Below are 14959 nucleotides of genomic sequence, written 5' to 3'. Positions count from 1 at the left end.
CCGGGTAGCTCCGCTACGACGGGCCTTCGCCCGGCACGCCGATAGCACGCACCGAACGACGCGACGGGGCAAACCTTGCCGGGCACGGCACTAGCCGACGCCCCGTCAGGCGGAGGCGGCGGGATCCGGCACCAGGCCGGCCGCGACCAGGCCGCGCAGGACGGCGGCGGAGAGGGTCTGCACCGCCGAGAGCGGCCGGACCATGACGGTGAACTCGTCGATCCGCCCCTCCTCGTCGAACTGGAGCAGGTCGATCCCGTGGATCTGCCTGCCGTCCACGGTGGTGCGGAACGGCAGGATCGCGGAGCGGCCCGGCTCGCCGCCGGCGGTCGGCTCGGCCGTGCCGTCGAACTCGCCCAGGTAGCGGAAGTCCTCGAAGGTGTGCAGCAGCACGCCGAACAGGCCGACGACCAGCGGGCGGCCCTCGAAGGGGGTGAACTTCACCGGGCTGAAGAAGCGCACGTCCTCGCTGAAGAGGTCCTCCAGCGCGGCGTGGTCGCCCTTCTCGACGGCGGAGCGGAAGCGGTCGGCGGTGGGGTGCAGCGGCATGGCGGCGGGCCCTTCTCGATAGTCATCAATGTGACTAGTCATTTTCTTGAGTATGATGCCGTCGCGGACCTCGGAAGGGAAGGGGCACGGGAGATGGCACTGCGGCACGCGGTACTGGCCGCGCTGCTGGACGGCGAGTACAGCGGCTACCAGCTGGCGAAGGCCTTCGACATCGGCGTGGCCAACTTCTGGCACGCGCTGCCCCAGCAGCTCTACGCCGAGCTGGCCAAGCTGGAGAAGGACGGGCTGCTGTCGGGCCGTCAGGTGCTCCAGGAGGGCCGGCCCAACAAGCGGCTCTTCCAGGTCACCGAGGCGGGCCGGGCCGAACTGGAGGCCTTCGCCGAGACGGTGGCCAAACCCTCCTTCATCCGCGACGACCTGATGGTGAAGGTGCAGGCCGCCGACCGGATCGGCACCGCGGCGGTGCTCTCCCAGCTGGCCGAGCGGGCCGAGATGGCCGCCTCGAAGATCGACTTCCTGGTCGAGCTGCTGCACACCCTGCGCGGCGGCGCGGACGAGGACGAGTACCTGCTGCACGGCGAGCGGATCGGGCCCTACCTGACCTGCCTGCGCGGTGTGGCGTTCGAACGGGAGACCAGGGACTGGTGCCTGCGCATCGCGGCCGTCCTGCGAGCACGCGAGGAGAGCCGTGCCGAGCACAGCTGAGAACCGTCCCTACCTGCGCTACGTCGCCCTCGGCGACAGCCAGACCGAGGGCGTCGGCGACGGTGACGACACCACCGGCCTGCGCGGCTGGGCCGACCGGCTGGCCGAGAAGCTGGCGGTGCTGGAGCCGGGCTTCCAGTACGCCAACCTCGCGGTGCGCGGGCGCCTCGCCGGGCAGGTCCGGGCCGAACAGCTCGGCCCCGCGCTGGAGTTGAAGCCCGACCTGGCGACCGTGGTGGCCGGGGTGAACGACCTGCTGCGGCCCGGCTTCGACCCGGCCCGGACGGCGGCGGAGCTGGAGGAGATGTTCGCCGCGCTCACCGCCGCCGGGGCGCGGGTGGCGACCGTGACCTTCCCGGACATCACCCGGATCGTGCCGATCGCCAAGCCGGTGCGCCCGCGCATCCTGGAGATCAACGAGCAGATCCGGGCGGCCGCCGCCCGGCACGGGGTGGTGGTCGCCGAGACCGCCCTCCCGGACGCCTCCACCGACCCCCGGATGTGGGCCGCCGACCGCCTGCACGCCTCCCCGCTCGGCCACCGGTGCATCGCCGACGCCGTCGCGCAGGCCCTCGACCTGCCCGGCAGCGACGGGAGTTGGGCCGACCCGCTGCCGCCGCAGGCCGTGCCGACCGGGCTGCGCGCCACCGCGGCCGACCTGCGCTGGGTGGCCGGCTTCCTCGGGCCCTGGCTCGGCCGCCGCCTGCGCGGCCGCTCCTCCGGCGACGGCCGCAGCGCCCGGCGGCCGGCGCTCGCCCCGGTAGTCGCCCAGGGCTGAGGCTGGGCGTACGGCAACTGGTCTGCCCTCGGACGGAGCAGGCACAGCAGCAGGTCGCCGGGTTCGTCGCGGACGTGGCCCTGATGTGTCGCTGTTCGACGACACGTTCGGGATCGACCCCCGGCAGCCCTGAGCCTCCGTCAGCGGGCGAGGGCCGGGACCGGTGCCGTGCGCTGGGCGAACCAGCGGACCGTGGTGACCCCGGGCTCGGCCCGCAGGGTGTCCGGGTGGACCGGCAGGCCGAGGGTGCCGCGCAGGAACTGGCCGACCAGGTCGGCGCCGGCGGCCAGGGAGATGGGGAGGCCTCCGGAGAAGCGTGGGTTGACCTCCACCACCCGGGCCGGGCCGTGCTCGTCCAGGAAGCCCTGGACGTTGCACACCCCGGTCAGGCCGAGCGCCGCGGCCAGCCCGCCGACCAGGTGGTCGATCCGGGGGTCGGTGAAGGTGGTGCCCCGGGTGGAGATCCCGGCCCGGGTCTGCGAGCGCCAGCGCGGGACCGTGCCGAGCACCGTGCCGTCCCGCCCGATCAGGCAGTCGGCGGTGAACTCACGGCCCGTCAGGCGGGTCTGCACCAGCGGCTGGGGGACGCGGCGGAGCAGGGTGGGGAAGTCGGCCGGGTCGTCCACCGGGTAGACGTCGCGGGAGCCGCGGCCGGCCCGGGGCTTGAGGATCCACGGGCCGGGCAGGTCCCCGGGGCCGCCCAGTGCGGTGTGCGGGCCGGCCACCCCGGCCGCCTCGATCCGCCCGGCGAAGGCCCACTTGTCGAGGCTGTCCGACACCGCCCGCGCCGAGGGGAACCAGGCCGCCACCCCGTGCCGGGCGAACTCGCCCTCCAGGCCCGCCACTCGGAGCAGTTCCTCGCCCACCGTCACGACCACCGCCGTGCACCGCTCGGCGACCGCCGCCGCCAGCAGCCGCTCGGGGTAGTCGGGCGCGTCCGCGAACGGGAGCAGCACCGAGGCGTGCCCGAGGTGCAGCCCGGCGGCGTACGGGTCGCAGTCGGCGGCCACCGGGACGACGCCCAGCGCGGCCAGCTCCTCCACGACGGCCACCCCGGCCGGGCCGCCGCAGCCGGTCACCAGGACGCGGTGGCCGGCGAGCTCGGGGTCGTACGGGCGGGTGGTCGGGTTCACGGTCAAGGTCCTTCCTCAGGGCGGGAGTTCGGGGTGGGGCGGCCGCGGCGGGGCAGCCGGACGGCGATCAGCAGCAGGACGGCGGCGAGCAGCAGGGCATAGGAGAAGACCGTGCCGCCCCAGTCGTGGAAGGTCACCATGGCGGGGATCCCGGCGCCCCGGCCGACCCAGAGCACGGCGGCTAGCCGGGCCAGGTTGCCCAGCGCCAGGACGGCGACCGCGAGCACCGCGCCGCCGACCCGCTGGCGCCGGCTGCCGCCGAGGATCAGCAGCGACACCCCGGCCGCCGCCACCGCCACCGTCAGCGCCGAACAGGACGGGGTGACCCGGATGTAGAACGGCTGGTGGCCGTGGAAGCCGCGGACCAGATTGGTCCCGGGCACCGCCCGGGTCAGCTCCAGGCCGGTCCAGCCGGCCAGCCGGGCGGTGGCGGCGGCCTCCAGCTCGGTCACCGGCCCGGCCGCGTACCAGCCGAGCAGGACGGTGAGCAGGACGACGGCGAGGACCCTGAGCAAGGGATGCCCGAGTCGGACACGACGTGCGGTCACGAGACGGCTCCGCGGGCGTTCGGGGCCTGCGCGGTGCGCTCGGTCTTCACCCAGGAGTACCGGGAGCCGGCCCAACCGTCCAGCAGGGCACGGGTGCAGAGCAGCATCGAGACCACGAACAGGAAGGGGAAGAGCAGCAGCGGCAGCACTTCGCGGCGCCCGGCCCCGGCCCGGACCAGCCCGCCGCCGATCTCCAGCACCGGCCCGGCCGCCATCAGCGGGGCGACCGGCCAGAGGACCCCGACCACGGAGAGCCCGGGGACGCCGAGTTCGATCCCGGCCAGCAGCACGGCGGCCACGCAGAGCACCGGCACGTGGAAGACGTAGAGGAAGAGGAAGGCCTCCGCCTTCTCCAGGGGCCCCAGGTGCGGGGTGCGCAGCAGTTCCCGGCGGTAGTCCCGGCAGACCTGCTGGTGGCCGCGGGCCCAGCGGTAGCGCTGGCGGTAGTAGGCGCCGAGGCCGGTGACGGCCAGTTCGGTGTCCACCGCCCGCTCGGCGTAGCCGATCCGACGGCCGCTCAGCCAGACCCGGACGGAGAGGTCGGTGTCCTCGGTGACCGAGGCGGCGTTCCAGCCGCCGAGTTCGCGCAGCACCTCGGTGCGCACCGCGCAGTTGGCGCCGCCGTAGGCGGGCAGGCCGAACACCCGGGCCCGGCCCGCCATGTTGACCAGGTAGCCGCAGAGGTAGTCGATCGCGACCAGGCGGGCGATCACGCCGTCACCCGGGTTGCGGACCACGCAGCGGCCCTGGGCGGCGGCCACCAGCGGGTCGGCGAACGGGCGGAGCAGTTCGCGCAGGCAGTCCGGGGCGGGCTGGTGGTCGGCGTCGAAGACCACCACGATCTCGCCGGTGGCCAGCTCCAGCGCGTCGTTGAGCGCCGCCGACTTCCCGCCGACGGCGTCGGGGGCCCGGCGCAGCACCCGCCAGCCGGGGCGGTCGCCGATGGCGGCCTCCAGCAGGTCGCCGGTGCCGTCCTTCGAGCGGTCGTCCACGAAGACCACTTGGAGCAGCTCGGCCGGGTGGTCGAGGGCGGCCAGCGCGGAGGTCAGGCCGTCCACCACCTTGGCCTCGTTGTGACAGGGGATCAGCACCGTGACGCTGGGCGTGCGTTCGGAGGCCGGCGGCCCGGCCGGGGCCGGGCGCAGCGCGGCGGTGAGGAAGACCAGGTGGCGCAGCAGGTAGGCGGCGAACACGGCGGTCAGCAGGACCACCGCCGCGCGGTGGGCCCAGAGCGGGGCGAACACCAGCGCCACCAGCACGGCGGCGGCCACGAGCAGGCGCAGCGCGGCGGTTCGGCGGGTGGCGGCCCGGCGGGGGGTGAGCGGTGGGGTCACGGAGCGGCTTTCGCGGTGCAGAGGGTGATCAGGTGGTCGAGCGCCTCGGCCGTGCCGGCGGCCGCGTGCCAGAGCCCGGCGGGGTCGGGCCGGCCGGCGTACTCGCCCTGACGGACCCGCAGGGCCCGGACGCCGAGCGCCTGGGCGCCGGCCACGTCCTTCTCCGGGCGGTCGCCGAGCATCACCGCCTCCTCGGCCGGGCAGCCCAGCAGGGCGAGGCCGGCCAGGAAGCCCGAGGGGTGCGGCTTGCGGTGGGAGCGGCCGTGCGGCTCGTCGGTGCAGACCACGCCGCGCAGCGCGGCGCCGAGGCCGGTGGCGGCCAGTTTGGCCCGCTGCTGGGCGGGGTTGCCGTCGGTGAGCAGGACCAGCGGCACCAGGGCGGCGAGCTGCGGCAGCCGCTCGGCCACCCCCGGGTACGGGGTCAGCCGGGTGGGCCGGAAGTCGCGGAACACCTTGACCAGGACGGGAGCTGACGCCGGGTCGGCTCCCAGCTCGGCCAGCGCCCCGTCGATCAGGCCACCCCGGTCGCTGCCCGCCTCGGCGGCCCGGTGCAGCGCGGCCTCCAGCGCCGGGCCGTCCAGCCCCAGCCCGGCCCCGGCCGCCGCCACCTCCTGCCAGGCCCGGGCGAGGAACTCGGCCTGCGGGTAGAGCGTGTCGTCGAGGTCCACCAAGACGCCGAGCGGCGCCCGGTCGGCGCTCACACCAGCCCCTCGGCGTCGGCGGCGTACCGGGGCCGGGGGACGGCCAGGCTCCGGACGTCCAGCAGCGCGCGGGTCACCGAGAACCCCTCCGCCTCGGTCACCCGCCCCTGGAAGCCGCGGAACCTGGCCTGCGCGGCGAGCGCCTCCAGGTCGACCCGGCCGGCGCCGATCACCTGGGAGACGTGGTGGCGCAGCAGGGTGAGCTTGTCGGGCAGCAGCCCGGTCACGTCGCCGAAGACGGTGGGGTGGAACTCCAGGGTGGAGGGCGACTCGTAGTGCAGCACGCTGGACTGCAGCCGGGCCGCCGCCACGGTGGCCTCGGCGGCGGCCCGGTGGTCCTGGTGGGAGTCGTTCGGGGCGTGGGTCAGCACCAGGTCCGGGCGGAGCTCGACGATCACCTCGCCGATCCGGTCCACCAGGGCCGGGCCGCAGGTGAGTTCGCCGTCCCGGAAACCGCCGTCGACCAGCTCGGCGCCCAGGTACTCGGCCGCCTGCCGCTGCTCGCGGGCCCGCAGGCCCGGGTCGCCGGGGCCGCGCCGGCCGTCGGTGAGCACCAGCATGGTGACCTCGGCCCCGTCCCGGCGGGCCCGCAGCAGGGTGCCGCCGCAGCCGAGTTCGATGTCGTCGGGGTGCGCCCCGACGGCCAGCACGCGGGTCATCCGGAGGTCTCCTGGGAGGTGTGGCCCGGTTCGCTGCCCGGTTCGCGGCCTGGTTCACGCAGCGCGAGCAGGCCCCGGTGGTGACGGTCGGTCAGCAGTGCGGCGATCCGCTCGGCGGAGCGGCCGTCGCCGTACGGGCAGGGCATCGCGGCGATCCGTTCCTGCTCGGCCGGGGCGAGCAGGGTGGCCGCGGCGGCCAGCGCCCGGTCCGGGTCGAGGCCGGCCAGCAGGGCCTGGCCGAGCTCGACGCCCTCGGGGCGCGGGGTGCTCTCGCGCAGCACCACGGCCGGGACGCCGAACCAGCCGGCCTCCTCCTGGAGGCCGCCCGAGTCGGTGACCACCAGGGCGGAGCCCGCGATCAGCTCCAGCATCCGCCGGTGCGGCTGCGGGTCGAGCAGGGTGATCCCCGGATGCCCGGCCAGACGCTCCGTCAGGCCGAAGGCGGCCAGCCGGTCGGCGGTGCGCGGGTGGACGGGGAAGGTCACCGGGCCGTGCCGGTCGGCCAGCGCGCGGACCACGCCGACCAGGGCGGTGAGCCGCTGCTCGGTGTCCACGGTGCCGGGGCGGTGCGCGGTGACCAGGACTCCGGCCCGTCGGGCGGGCGCCACGGCCGGGACGCCGGAGGCGCGCAGCACGTCGCAGACGGTGTTGCCGACCAGGTGCACGGTTTCGTCGGGGACGCCCTCGGCGCGCAGGTTGGCGGCCGCGCCCTCGGTGGGGGCCAGGTGGACGGTGGCCAGGGCCGCCGCCACCTTGCGGTTGGACTCCTCCGGAGAGAGCGGGTTGCGCGAGCGCAGCCCGGCCTCGACGTGCGCGACCGGGACGCCGTGCCGCCGGGCGGCCAGCGCGGTGAGCGGCACCGTCCAGGTGTCGCCCTGCACGATCGCCAGGTCGGGGCGGCCGGCGGCGAAGTGGGCCAGGGCGTGGCCGAGCAGCGCGGCGACCCGCTCGGACTCGCCACCGGCCAGGGTCCAGCGCTCGTCCGGCTCGACGCCGAGGCCGGTGAAGAAGTCCCCGGCCATCCGCTGGTCGTGGTGCTGCCCGGTGGCGATCAGGCGGACCTCGGCGCCGGCCGCGCGCAGCGCGAGGGCGACCGGGGCCAGCTTGACGATCTCCGGGCGGGTGCCCGCGAACAGGTGGGCCCGCAGGGCCCGGCCGGGGTTGGGAGCCCCGGCCGGGCCGTGGTCGTGAGTGTCCATCAGGAGGACGGCACCTCGAGCCCGCTGCGGCGCTTCTGCCAGGCCAGGTAGCCCGCCCCGGCGGCCAGCGCGGTGCCGGTCAGCACGGCCGGCATGCCGAAGGCCGGGGTGTCCACCACGGGGGTGGTCCGGACGATGGTGACCCGGTCGATCTCGGTGCCGCTCCTGGCGCCCTCGACCGAGATGCCGCGCATGGTCAGGGTGGCCTTCTGGCCGGGCGCGGCGGGCGTGACGTCCACCGCGATCAGGTTGTGGCCGCGGTAGCGGACCCGGGACCAGGCGACCGTCTCGGTGGACTTGCCGCCCGAGCCGTTCCAGGCGTAACCGGCCACGCCCGCCGAGTCGTTGACGTTGCCCGCATAGCTCTCCGGGCCGTTGGCGGGCAGGCTGTACAGGCTCGCCCCGCCGCCGCCCGCCACCACGTAGGTGGTGCCGTCGGCGACCGGGTCGACGGTGCCGCCGACCGGGACGGTGCGGGTCGGGGTGCCGCTGCGGATCGGGTCGGTCCGCTCGTACATGTGGTTGTGGCCGTTGACCACCAGGTCCACGTTGTACTTGTCGAACAGCGGGGTCCAGGAGGTGCGCACCCCGCCCTCGGAGGCGTGACTGGTCGTCACCGCGTAGGCGCAGTGGTGGAAGAAGACCACGATGAAGTCGATCGCCGGGTTGGCCCGCAGGTCCTTGAGGGTCTGCTCCAGCCAGCTGGTCTGGGTGCCGCCCGAGTAGCCGCGGTTGGCCGGGATCTCGTTGCTGACGTCGTTGGCGTCGAGCGAGAGCACGGCCAGGTTGCCGTAGGTGAAGGAGTACACCGAAGGGCAGTTGGACGGGCCGTTGGTCGGCAGGTCCAGCCGCTTGGCGTGGCCGCCGTAGCCGTTGGGGGAGTACCAGGGTTCCATGTCGTGGTTGCCGGTGGCGACCATCCACGGGACCGACTGGGCGACCGGCTCGATCTGGGTCAGGTAGCTGTCCCAGACCTGCGGCTTGTACGAGTCGGTGAGGGTGCCGCGGCCGCTGGAGTCGGCGTAGCAGATGTCGCCGGCCAGCAGGTGGAACACCGGCTTCTGGGCCAGGATCTGGGTGTTCTCCAGCGCCGCCTGGGTGCTGGCGCCCTGGTCGCCCATCGCGGTGAAGGTGAACGGCTGGAGCGAGCCGCCGGAGCCGGCTGGCGCGGTGGTGAAGCTGTTCACCGGGCCGGAGGCGGCCTCCAGGCCGTCGTGGCCGACCGCGTAGTAGTAGGTGGTGCCCGGGGCGAGCCCGTCGAGCGCGGCGTGGCCGTAGAACTGGTCCAGCGGGGCCGCCGTGCCGTACTCGCTGTGCAGCGAGCGCAGGTCGGCCTGGACCACCTGGCTCAGGTCGCCCGCCGAAGTCCCCAGCCGCAGCACCGGGTTGCTCACGGCGGCCGGCACCTGCCAGGCCACCCGCATCTGCTTGGTGGGGTCGTTCCCGAAGGCCAGGTGCCGGCCGAAGGGGGTGACCGCGTCGCCGGAGGCGGCGTGCGCGGAGCTGGTGAGCAGGGTCGGCCCGACCGCGAGGGCGGCGGCGCCGACGGCGCTCGCCCGGAGGAAACGGCGGCGGCTGACGCTCTTCCTGACGTCCTGCCAGTAGTCGTACTGCTCGGCGATGGTCATCTCGTCGGCGCGGCGACGGGACACCCGGAACCCGGGGAGGTCCACCTGGTTGCCTTTCTGGGCGGAGCGGCGAATCGGACGGGATCATTCCGCCCCGGTGAGGCTCCAACCCTCCGGTGACCCGTCAGATGATCACTGTTGAAGACCCGGTGGTCGCCGGATGTACGTTCGGTTAACCATGCCGCCCCGCCGCCACCCGCCCCGCCGCCACCCGGGCCGGTTGTCACCCGGACGGGTGGGTTGGGCGGGCCGGGCGTCGTTGCGCGGCCGGCCGGGGCTCCGGCCGGGCTAGGGTCCGCAGACATGGCCCAGCTGACCTCGTCCGACGAGTCCGTCCCCGCGTACGCCGACCCGACGAAGCCGAGCATCGCTCGGGTGTACGACGCCTTCCTCAACGGCACCGACCACTACGAGGTGGACCGGGAGGTGCTGCGCAGGGTGCTGCAGGCCGCCCCCGAGGCCGTCGACCTGGCGGCGGAGAACCGCGCCTTCCTGATCCGGGTCTGTCGCTTCCTCGCCACCCAGGCCGGCATCACCCAGTACCTCGACTGCGGCTCCGGCCTGCCGACCGCCGAGAACACCCACAACGTGGTCCAACGCCTCGCCCCGGCGGCCCGGGTGGTGTACGTGGACAACGACCCCCTGGTGCTCGCCCACAGCCGCGCCCTGCTGTCCGGCAACGACCGGGTCGCCGTCGTCGACGCGGACATCTTCGAGCCGGAGACCCTGCTGCGCGACGAGACCGTCCGCACCGCCCTGGACTGGACCCGGCCCGTCGCGCTGCTCCAGGTGGGCACCCTCCACCACTACAACGGCGAGGCCGTGCGCACCCGCCGCGACATCATGCGCGCCTACGTCGAGGCCTTGCCGCCCGGCTCCTACGTGGCACTCAGTCACTTCCTGGACCCGGCCGACGAGTTCAGCGCGACCGCCCGCAAGATGGAGGAGATGTTCCTGCACAGCATGATGGGCAGCGGCACCTTCTCCACCCGGGCCGAGCTGGAACCCCTCTTCACCGGCCTGGAGATGACCACCCCCGGCCTGGTCCCCTGCGCCGACTGGTGGCCCGACGGCCCCCAACTGAAGCCCCGGACCGCAGGCCAACGCTGCATCGCGGGCGGCGTAGCGCGCAAGCCGTGACCTCGTACGGTCCGTCAGGACGGGGTGACGTCCGGTGGGCGGGGTTCCCAGTGGGTGGTGATGGTGGTGGCCTCGGCGCGGTGGGTGGCGGCTTCGGGGTGGCCGAGGAAGGTGGCGAGGTCGGCGAGGGTGGCGGCGACGGGGCGGATGGCGACGGTGTAGCCGGCGGTGGGGGGTGGGGCGGCGTGGAGGGGGAGGAGGGTGGAGTAGAGGGCGGCGGCGCGGGGGCGGTCCTGGAGGGCGAGGACGGTGCTGGCGCGGAAGGTGGCGTAGAGCTTGAGGAAGAAGTCGGTGGGGAGCGGGCCGGCCCGGTCGAGGACGGCGCGGGCCTGGTCGAGGTGGCCGGCGGCGGACAGGGCGGCGGCGAGGAGGTCGCCGGCCGGTGGGTACTGGGAGGCCAACTCGTGTAGTTCGGGCAGGAGTTCGGGCAGGCGGCCCTGCCGGGTGCGGATGGTGGCGAGGGCGATGAGGTGGAACCCGTCCGCGTGTGGGGAGCCCTGGGCGGTCATCCCGGCGGCGGCCTCGGCGTACAGCCGCTCGGCCTCCTCGTAGCGTCCCGCCAGCACGGCCCGGACGGCCAGCGCGGTCCGCCCCACCATCAGGGCCTGCGGCAGCCGGTAGGCCTGCGCGACCGCCTCGGCCTCGTCCAGCAGCCGGTCGGCCGCGGCGGCGGAGACCTGCGCCGAGGCACCGGAGAACAGGCCGAACCAGCGCAGCCCCGGCAGGTCGTGGGCGAGGGCGAGCTCGGCCAGTTCGGCGCTGTGGAGCGCGAGTCGGGGCCGCTCCAGGTCCGAGTCCAGCTCACGGAGCAGCGCGGCCAGCGCCCGGCTGCGCAGGACCGGACCGCCCTGGGCCCGGGTGAGGGCCAGGGCCTGTTCGGCGGCGGCCCGGGCCCGGGGGTCCTGGAGGTCGGAGAGCTCGGCGGCGTACGCGAGCAGCAGCTCGCACCGCACGGCGTCGGAGAGCCCGGGGCGGGCCGACTCGGCGGCGAGCAGGGCGATCAGCGGCTGGTCGAGCTCGCCGTACGGCCGGATCTGCCAGGGCGTCGGGACCGTCCAGGAGGTGAGCGCGGCGGTGAGCAGGGCCGGGTCCCCGAGCGCGGAGTCGACGGCGAGCTGCCGGGTGGTGCGGGCCGCGGTGACGGCACCGGCGCGGACCTGGGCGCGGACCAGGTGGCCGAGCAGGTCGACGCGTTCGGAGTCGTGGGAGGTGTCCCGGGCGGCGTCCGGGACGCGGTCGAAGGCGGTGAGGGCGGTGGCCAGCAGCGCGGCGGCGGTGTCGTGGGCGTGGCGCCGCCCGGCCAGCTCGGCGGCCAGCAGGCCGTACCTGACGGCCCGTCGGGCGGTGGCGGCCGAGGCGGCGGAGGCGAAGTGGTGGGCCAGGGCGGTGACGTCGGCGGAGCCGAGCCGCTCCAGGCCGTCGGCGATCCGGCCGTGCATCCGGCGCGCCCGAAGGGCCGTCAGGTCGGCCAGCAGGGTCTCCCGCACCAGCGCGTGGACGAATCGCACCCGCCCCGGCGCCGGTTCCTCCAGCAGCCCGGCCAGCAGCCCGGCCTCCAGGGCGTCGAGCACCTCCTCCTCCCCGGTCTCCGCCGCCCCGGCCAGCAGCTCGACCTCGGCCTCGGCCCCCACCAGGGCGGCCAGCCGGAGCACGGCCACAGCCGGCTCCGGCAGCCGGGCGAACCGACGCCGCACCACGTCCCGTACGCCCTGCGGCACTTCGGTCAGCGCCGCCGCCTCCCCGGTGGAGGCGAGCAGCCGCGCGCTCTCGCGCAGGTGGAAGGGGTTGCCGCCGGTGCGCTCGGCCAGCGCGGCGACCGTCCCCGGGCTCGGGGCGGGGCCGTCGCCGAGAGCCGTCAGCAGTTCGGCGACGGCGGGCGCGGCGAGGCCGGGCAGCGGCAGCCGGAGCGGTTCGCGCCGGGCGAGGCGGGCCAGCGCCTCCCGGAGGCCGGGCGGGGCCTCCTCCGGGCGGTAGGCGCCGACGAGCAGGAGCCTGGTGCCGGGCGGGAGTTCGGCGGCGGCGCCGAGCAGTGCGGCACTCTCGGCGTCGGCCCAGTGCAGGTCGTCCAGGAGCAGGGCCACCGGCCGTCCCCCGCCCGCCTCGGCCAGCCAGTCGTGGACGGCGCGGTGCAGGCGGAAGCGGGCGGCCGCCGCGTCACCCGGGCCGGTGGGCACGGCGGCGGCGGGTGCGGCAGCGGCCTCGTCGGAGAGCAGCGGAGCCAGCACGGCGGCCCGCGCGGGGGCGGGCGGTGCGGTCAGGGCCAGCCCCCGCAGGGCCTGCACCCAGGGCCACCCGGGCGGCGCCCCGGCGGAGTCCTCGGCGCGGCCGGAGACCACCGACCACCCTTCGGTGCGCAGCCGTTCGGCCAGGCGCTCCAGCAGCGCCGACTTGCCGAGCCCCGCCTCGCCGGTCACCAGCGCGAAGGCCGGTCCGGCGGAGGCGGCCCGGGCGGCAGCGGCGGCGAGCTGCTCGAGCTCGGCCGTCCGCCCGACGAAGGGAGTGGCACCGGTGGGCAGTGGTGGCGTGAACCGGGCTGGCTCGGAGGCGAGTTGGGAGCTGCCGAGTTCGGCGAGCAGCTCGGTGCGGCCGGCCAGGACGGCCGACTCCAGCGCGGTGAGGGCCGGCCCCGGGTCGAGTCCGGTCTCCTCCGCCAGGACCGTCCGCGCCCGGCGCAGCGTCACGAGGGCGTCCGCCTGGCGTCCGGCCGCCCAGAGGGCCAGGGCGTGCAGCCGCCAGCCCTCCTCCCGGAGCGGGGCCTCGCGGGTGAGCAGCTCGGCCTCGGGGACGGCGCCGGCCGGATCGGCCGTCCGGAGCCGGGCCGAGACGGCCGACTCGCGGGCGTGGAACCGGAGTTCGTCCAGGCGGACGATCTCGTCGCGGGCCCAGGGCTCGTCCGCGAACTCGGCGTAGGCCGGCCCCTGCCAGAGGTCCAGCGCCTCGGTGAGGAGGGCGCGGGCCTCGGCCGGGGGAGCGCCGGCGGCCCGCGCCACCGACTGCTCGAACCGCCAGGCGTCCACGGCCGCCTCGTCCAGCCGCAGGGCGTACCCGGGGGCCGTGCTGACCAGCAGCCGGGCGGGGGTGCGCGGGGCCCGCCCGGGCTCCAACAGGCGGCGCAGGTTGGAGACGTAGGACTGGAGGGAGGTCACCGCCTGGGCCGGGGCGGCGTCCTGCCAGAGCTCCTCGACCATCCGGTCGACCGAGACCACCCGGCCCCGCGAGGCCACCAGCAGGGCCAGCACCGAACGCTGCCGCCGCCCGCCCAGGGGCAGGGGGCCGTCGTCCCGTTCGGCCGTCAGGGAGCCGAGCACCGATATCCGCACCATGTCGCGGGCCATCATAGGCGGGCCGGCTCACGGACCGTCAGCCTCCGTGCGGGCAGCGGTCCCAGGGCTTCCCACAGGGCCTCCCGCACGGCTTCCAAGTCGTCTCCAAACCGGTTCCAGGAGGCCCCGGCCAGTCTGTTCACCATGGAGACCGAGAGCACGACCCACCAAGACCTCCGCCCCGACGTCCACGGCATGGTGGTCATCCACCGAGGCCTGCGCCGCGAGGCCCGCCTGCTGGCCGAACTGGTCGCCGCCGTCGCCCCCGGCGACACCGAGCGGGCCGCCGTGCTGGCCGCCCACTTCCGCGACTACCGGCTCGGCCTGCACAACCACCACCACGGCGAGGACGAACTCCTCTGGCCGCTGCTGCTCACCCGGGTCGACCTGGAGAGCGAGGTGGTGCTGCGGATGGAGGCCCAGCACGAGCGGGTGGCCGGCACCCTGGCGGCGGCCGAAGCCGCCCTGCCCGCCTGGGAGTCGACGGCCGGCGAGGCGGAGCGCGACCGGCTGGCGGCGGTGCTGTCCGAGCACCGGGCCGTCCTGGCGGAGCACCTCGCGGACGAGGAGCAGGAACTGCTCCCGCTCGCCGAACGCCACCTCAGCGCCGCCGAGTGGGACCGGCTCGGCGAGCACTTCGTCGCCGCCACCCCCAAGCCGAAGCTGCTGCTCTTCCTCGGCATCGTGCTGGAGGAGGCCGACGCGGCCGAGCGTGCCGCCGTCCTGGCCGGACTCCCGCTCCCCGGACGCCTCCTGTGGCACTCCGTCGGCCGCTCGCTCTACGCCCGCACCGTCCGCCGCGTCCGCGGCTGACCACCCGTCACCCCTCGCCCCTGAAGGAGAACCACCTCGTGAAGAAGCACCTCGCCACCGTCCTCGCCGTCCTCGGCATCGCCTTCGTCTTCTGGTTCGGCACCGGCTACCTGTTCACCCCGCAGTCCATGGCCCCGAGCTTCGGCCTGCCCGACTGGCCGACCGACCAGGGCAGCGGCTTCCTGGTGGTCAAGGGAATCCGCGACGTCGGCCTGGCGCTGATCCTCCTGGTGCTGCTGCTCACCGGACAGCGCCGCGCGGTCGGCTGGGCGATGCTGGCCGCCACCACCATCCCGCTCGGCGACATGTCGCTGATCCTGGCCCGGCACGGCGACACCACCACTGCCCTGAGCGTCCACGGCCTCACCGCCCTGAGCGTGCTCCTCACCGCCGTCCTGCTGCTCACCGAGCGCCGCCCCGCCACCGACCGGTCGCGGCAGGCGAGTTGAGCCCCCGCCAATGCGGTGGAGCGGAGCGGCGGCGGGTGG

General features: G+C 75.5%; 14 protein-coding genes. 5 read left to right on the top strand and 9 right to left on the bottom strand.

Translation table 11 applies throughout. The features are described from left to right. Nucleotides 1–105: 105 nt before the first annotated feature. On the bottom strand, nt 106–591 hold the full coding sequence (locus tag ACZ6ZR_RS31820; protein ID WP_465648288.1) for a nuclear transport factor 2 family protein: 486 nt from the start codon (nt 589–591) through the stop codon (nt 106–108). A 51-nt stretch (nt 592–642) separates the two neighbouring features. Here ACZ6ZR_RS31820 and ACZ6ZR_RS31815 point away from each other — a divergent pair, with 51 nt between their 5' ends. Next, nucleotides 643–1215: a PadR family transcriptional regulator gene (locus tag ACZ6ZR_RS31815; RefSeq protein ID WP_465648286.1), complete on the top strand. Its 573-nt coding sequence runs from the start codon at nt 643–645 to the stop codon at nt 1213–1215. After that, a complete protein-coding gene (locus ACZ6ZR_RS31810) occupies nt 1199–1993 on the top strand; it encodes an SGNH/GDSL hydrolase family protein (RefSeq protein ID WP_465648284.1) in 795 nt (264 codons plus the stop codon). The genes ACZ6ZR_RS31815 and ACZ6ZR_RS31810 overlap by 17 nt, the downstream gene beginning before the upstream one ends. A gap of 140 nt (nt 1994–2133) precedes the next feature. Here ACZ6ZR_RS31810 and ACZ6ZR_RS31805 read toward each other — a convergent pair whose 3' ends face one another. Genes ACZ6ZR_RS31805 through ACZ6ZR_RS31775 form a run of 7 tightly spaced genes read right to left on the bottom strand, consistent with a single transcriptional unit; the run spans nt 2134 to nt 9240 of the window. Further along, nucleotides 2134–3126 carry an ATP-grasp domain-containing protein gene (locus tag ACZ6ZR_RS31805; RefSeq protein WP_465648295.1) on the bottom strand — a complete coding sequence of 331 codons (993 nt, stop codon included), beginning with the start codon at nt 3124–3126 and terminating at the stop codon, nt 2134–2136. Nucleotides 3127–3128: 2 nt separating this feature from the next. After that, nucleotides 3129–3674, bottom strand: a complete 546-nt coding sequence (locus tag ACZ6ZR_RS31800) for a hypothetical protein (RefSeq protein WP_465648282.1) — start codon at nt 3672–3674, stop codon at nt 3129–3131. Beyond that, entirely contained in the window at nt 3671–5008 is a 1338-nt protein-coding gene (locus tag ACZ6ZR_RS31795; protein ID WP_465648280.1) for a glycosyltransferase family 2 protein, read from the bottom strand. Before ACZ6ZR_RS31795 ends, ACZ6ZR_RS31800 begins: the two co-directional genes overlap by 4 nt. Continuing rightward, the gene (locus ACZ6ZR_RS31790) at nt 5005–5709 is read right to left on the bottom strand and encodes an HAD family hydrolase (RefSeq protein ID WP_465648278.1); all 705 of its coding nucleotides are present in this window, start codon (nt 5707–5709) and stop codon (nt 5005–5007) included. The genes ACZ6ZR_RS31795 and ACZ6ZR_RS31790 overlap by 4 nt, the downstream gene beginning before the upstream one ends. After that, nucleotides 5706–6368 carry a PIG-L deacetylase family protein gene (locus tag ACZ6ZR_RS31785; protein WP_465648276.1) on the bottom strand — a complete coding sequence of 221 codons (663 nt, stop codon included), beginning with the start codon at nt 6366–6368 and terminating at the stop codon, nt 5706–5708. The genes ACZ6ZR_RS31790 and ACZ6ZR_RS31785 overlap by 4 nt, the downstream gene beginning before the upstream one ends. After that, nucleotides 6365–7567: a non-hydrolyzing UDP-N-acetylglucosamine 2-epimerase gene (wecB, locus tag ACZ6ZR_RS31780; protein ID WP_465648274.1), complete on the bottom strand. Its 1203-nt coding sequence runs from the start codon at nt 7565–7567 to the stop codon at nt 6365–6367. The genes ACZ6ZR_RS31785 and wecB overlap by 4 nt, the downstream gene beginning before the upstream one ends. Further along, nucleotides 7567–9240, bottom strand: a complete 1674-nt coding sequence (locus ACZ6ZR_RS31775) for a purple acid phosphatase family protein (RefSeq protein ID WP_465648272.1) — start codon at nt 9238–9240, stop codon at nt 7567–7569. Before ACZ6ZR_RS31775 ends, wecB begins: the two co-directional genes overlap by 1 nt. A 258-nt stretch (nt 9241–9498) precedes the next feature. Between ACZ6ZR_RS31775 and ACZ6ZR_RS31770 the strand changes: the two genes are divergently transcribed. Next, on the top strand, nt 9499–10335 hold the full coding sequence (locus tag ACZ6ZR_RS31770) for an SAM-dependent methyltransferase (protein WP_465648270.1): 837 nt from the start codon (nt 9499–9501) through the stop codon (nt 10333–10335). Between the two features lie 14 nt (nt 10336–10349). On the opposite strand, the gene ACZ6ZR_RS31765 is transcribed toward ACZ6ZR_RS31770, so the two are convergent. Then, nucleotides 10350–13658 (bottom strand): BTAD domain-containing putative transcriptional regulator, encoded by a 3309-nt coding sequence (locus ACZ6ZR_RS31765; RefSeq protein ID WP_465648268.1) that lies wholly within the window; start codon nt 13656–13658, stop codon nt 10350–10352. Nucleotides 13659–13802: 144 nt separating this feature from the next. Here ACZ6ZR_RS31765 and ACZ6ZR_RS31760 point away from each other — a divergent pair, with 144 nt between their 5' ends. Together ACZ6ZR_RS31760 and ACZ6ZR_RS31755 are read left to right on the top strand one after the other, a co-directional pair. Beyond that, a complete protein-coding gene (locus ACZ6ZR_RS31760; RefSeq protein ID WP_465648266.1) occupies nt 13803–14471 on the top strand; it encodes a hemerythrin domain-containing protein in 669 nt (222 codons plus the stop codon). 38 nt (nt 14472–14509) lie between these two features. Continuing rightward, nucleotides 14510–14920: a DUF4267 domain-containing protein gene (locus ACZ6ZR_RS31755; protein ID WP_465648264.1), complete on the top strand. Its 411-nt coding sequence runs from the start codon at nt 14510–14512 to the stop codon at nt 14918–14920. The last annotated feature ends 39 nt before the right edge of the window (nt 14921–14959 follow it).

This window comes from Kitasatospora sp. NPDC088742 (genome assembly GCF_055584905.1).
The sequence above is the reverse complement of the archived record's forward strand: the minus strand, read 5'-3'. Positions and strand labels throughout refer to the sequence as shown.

What these genes read in the sequence shown, in the direction of transcription:
- ACZ6ZR_RS31820 (WP_465648288.1), bottom strand. Translation starts at nt 591, where the DNA reads ATGACTAGTCACATTGATGACTATCGAGAAGGGCCCGCCGCCATGCCG.
- ACZ6ZR_RS31815 (WP_465648286.1), top strand. Translation starts at nt 643, where the DNA reads ATGGCACTGCGGCACGCGGTACTGGCCGCGCTGCTGGACGGCGAGTAC.
- ACZ6ZR_RS31785 (WP_465648276.1), bottom strand. Translation starts at nt 6,368, where the DNA reads ATGACCCGCGTGCTGGCCGTCGGGGCGCACCCCGACGACATCGAACTC.
- wecB (WP_465648274.1), bottom strand. Translation starts at nt 7,567, where the DNA reads ATGGACACTCACGACCACGGCCCGGCCGGGGCTCCCAACCCCGGCCGG.
- ACZ6ZR_RS31770 (WP_465648270.1), top strand. Translation starts at nt 9,499, where the DNA reads ATGGCCCAGCTGACCTCGTCCGACGAGTCCGTCCCCGCGTACGCCGAC.
- ACZ6ZR_RS31765 (WP_465648268.1), bottom strand. Translation starts at nt 13,658, where the DNA reads ATGGTGCGGATATCGGTGCTCGGCTCCCTGACGGCCGAACGGGACGAC.
- ACZ6ZR_RS31760 (WP_465648266.1), top strand. Translation starts at nt 13,803, where the DNA reads ATGGAGACCGAGAGCACGACCCACCAAGACCTCCGCCCCGACGTCCAC.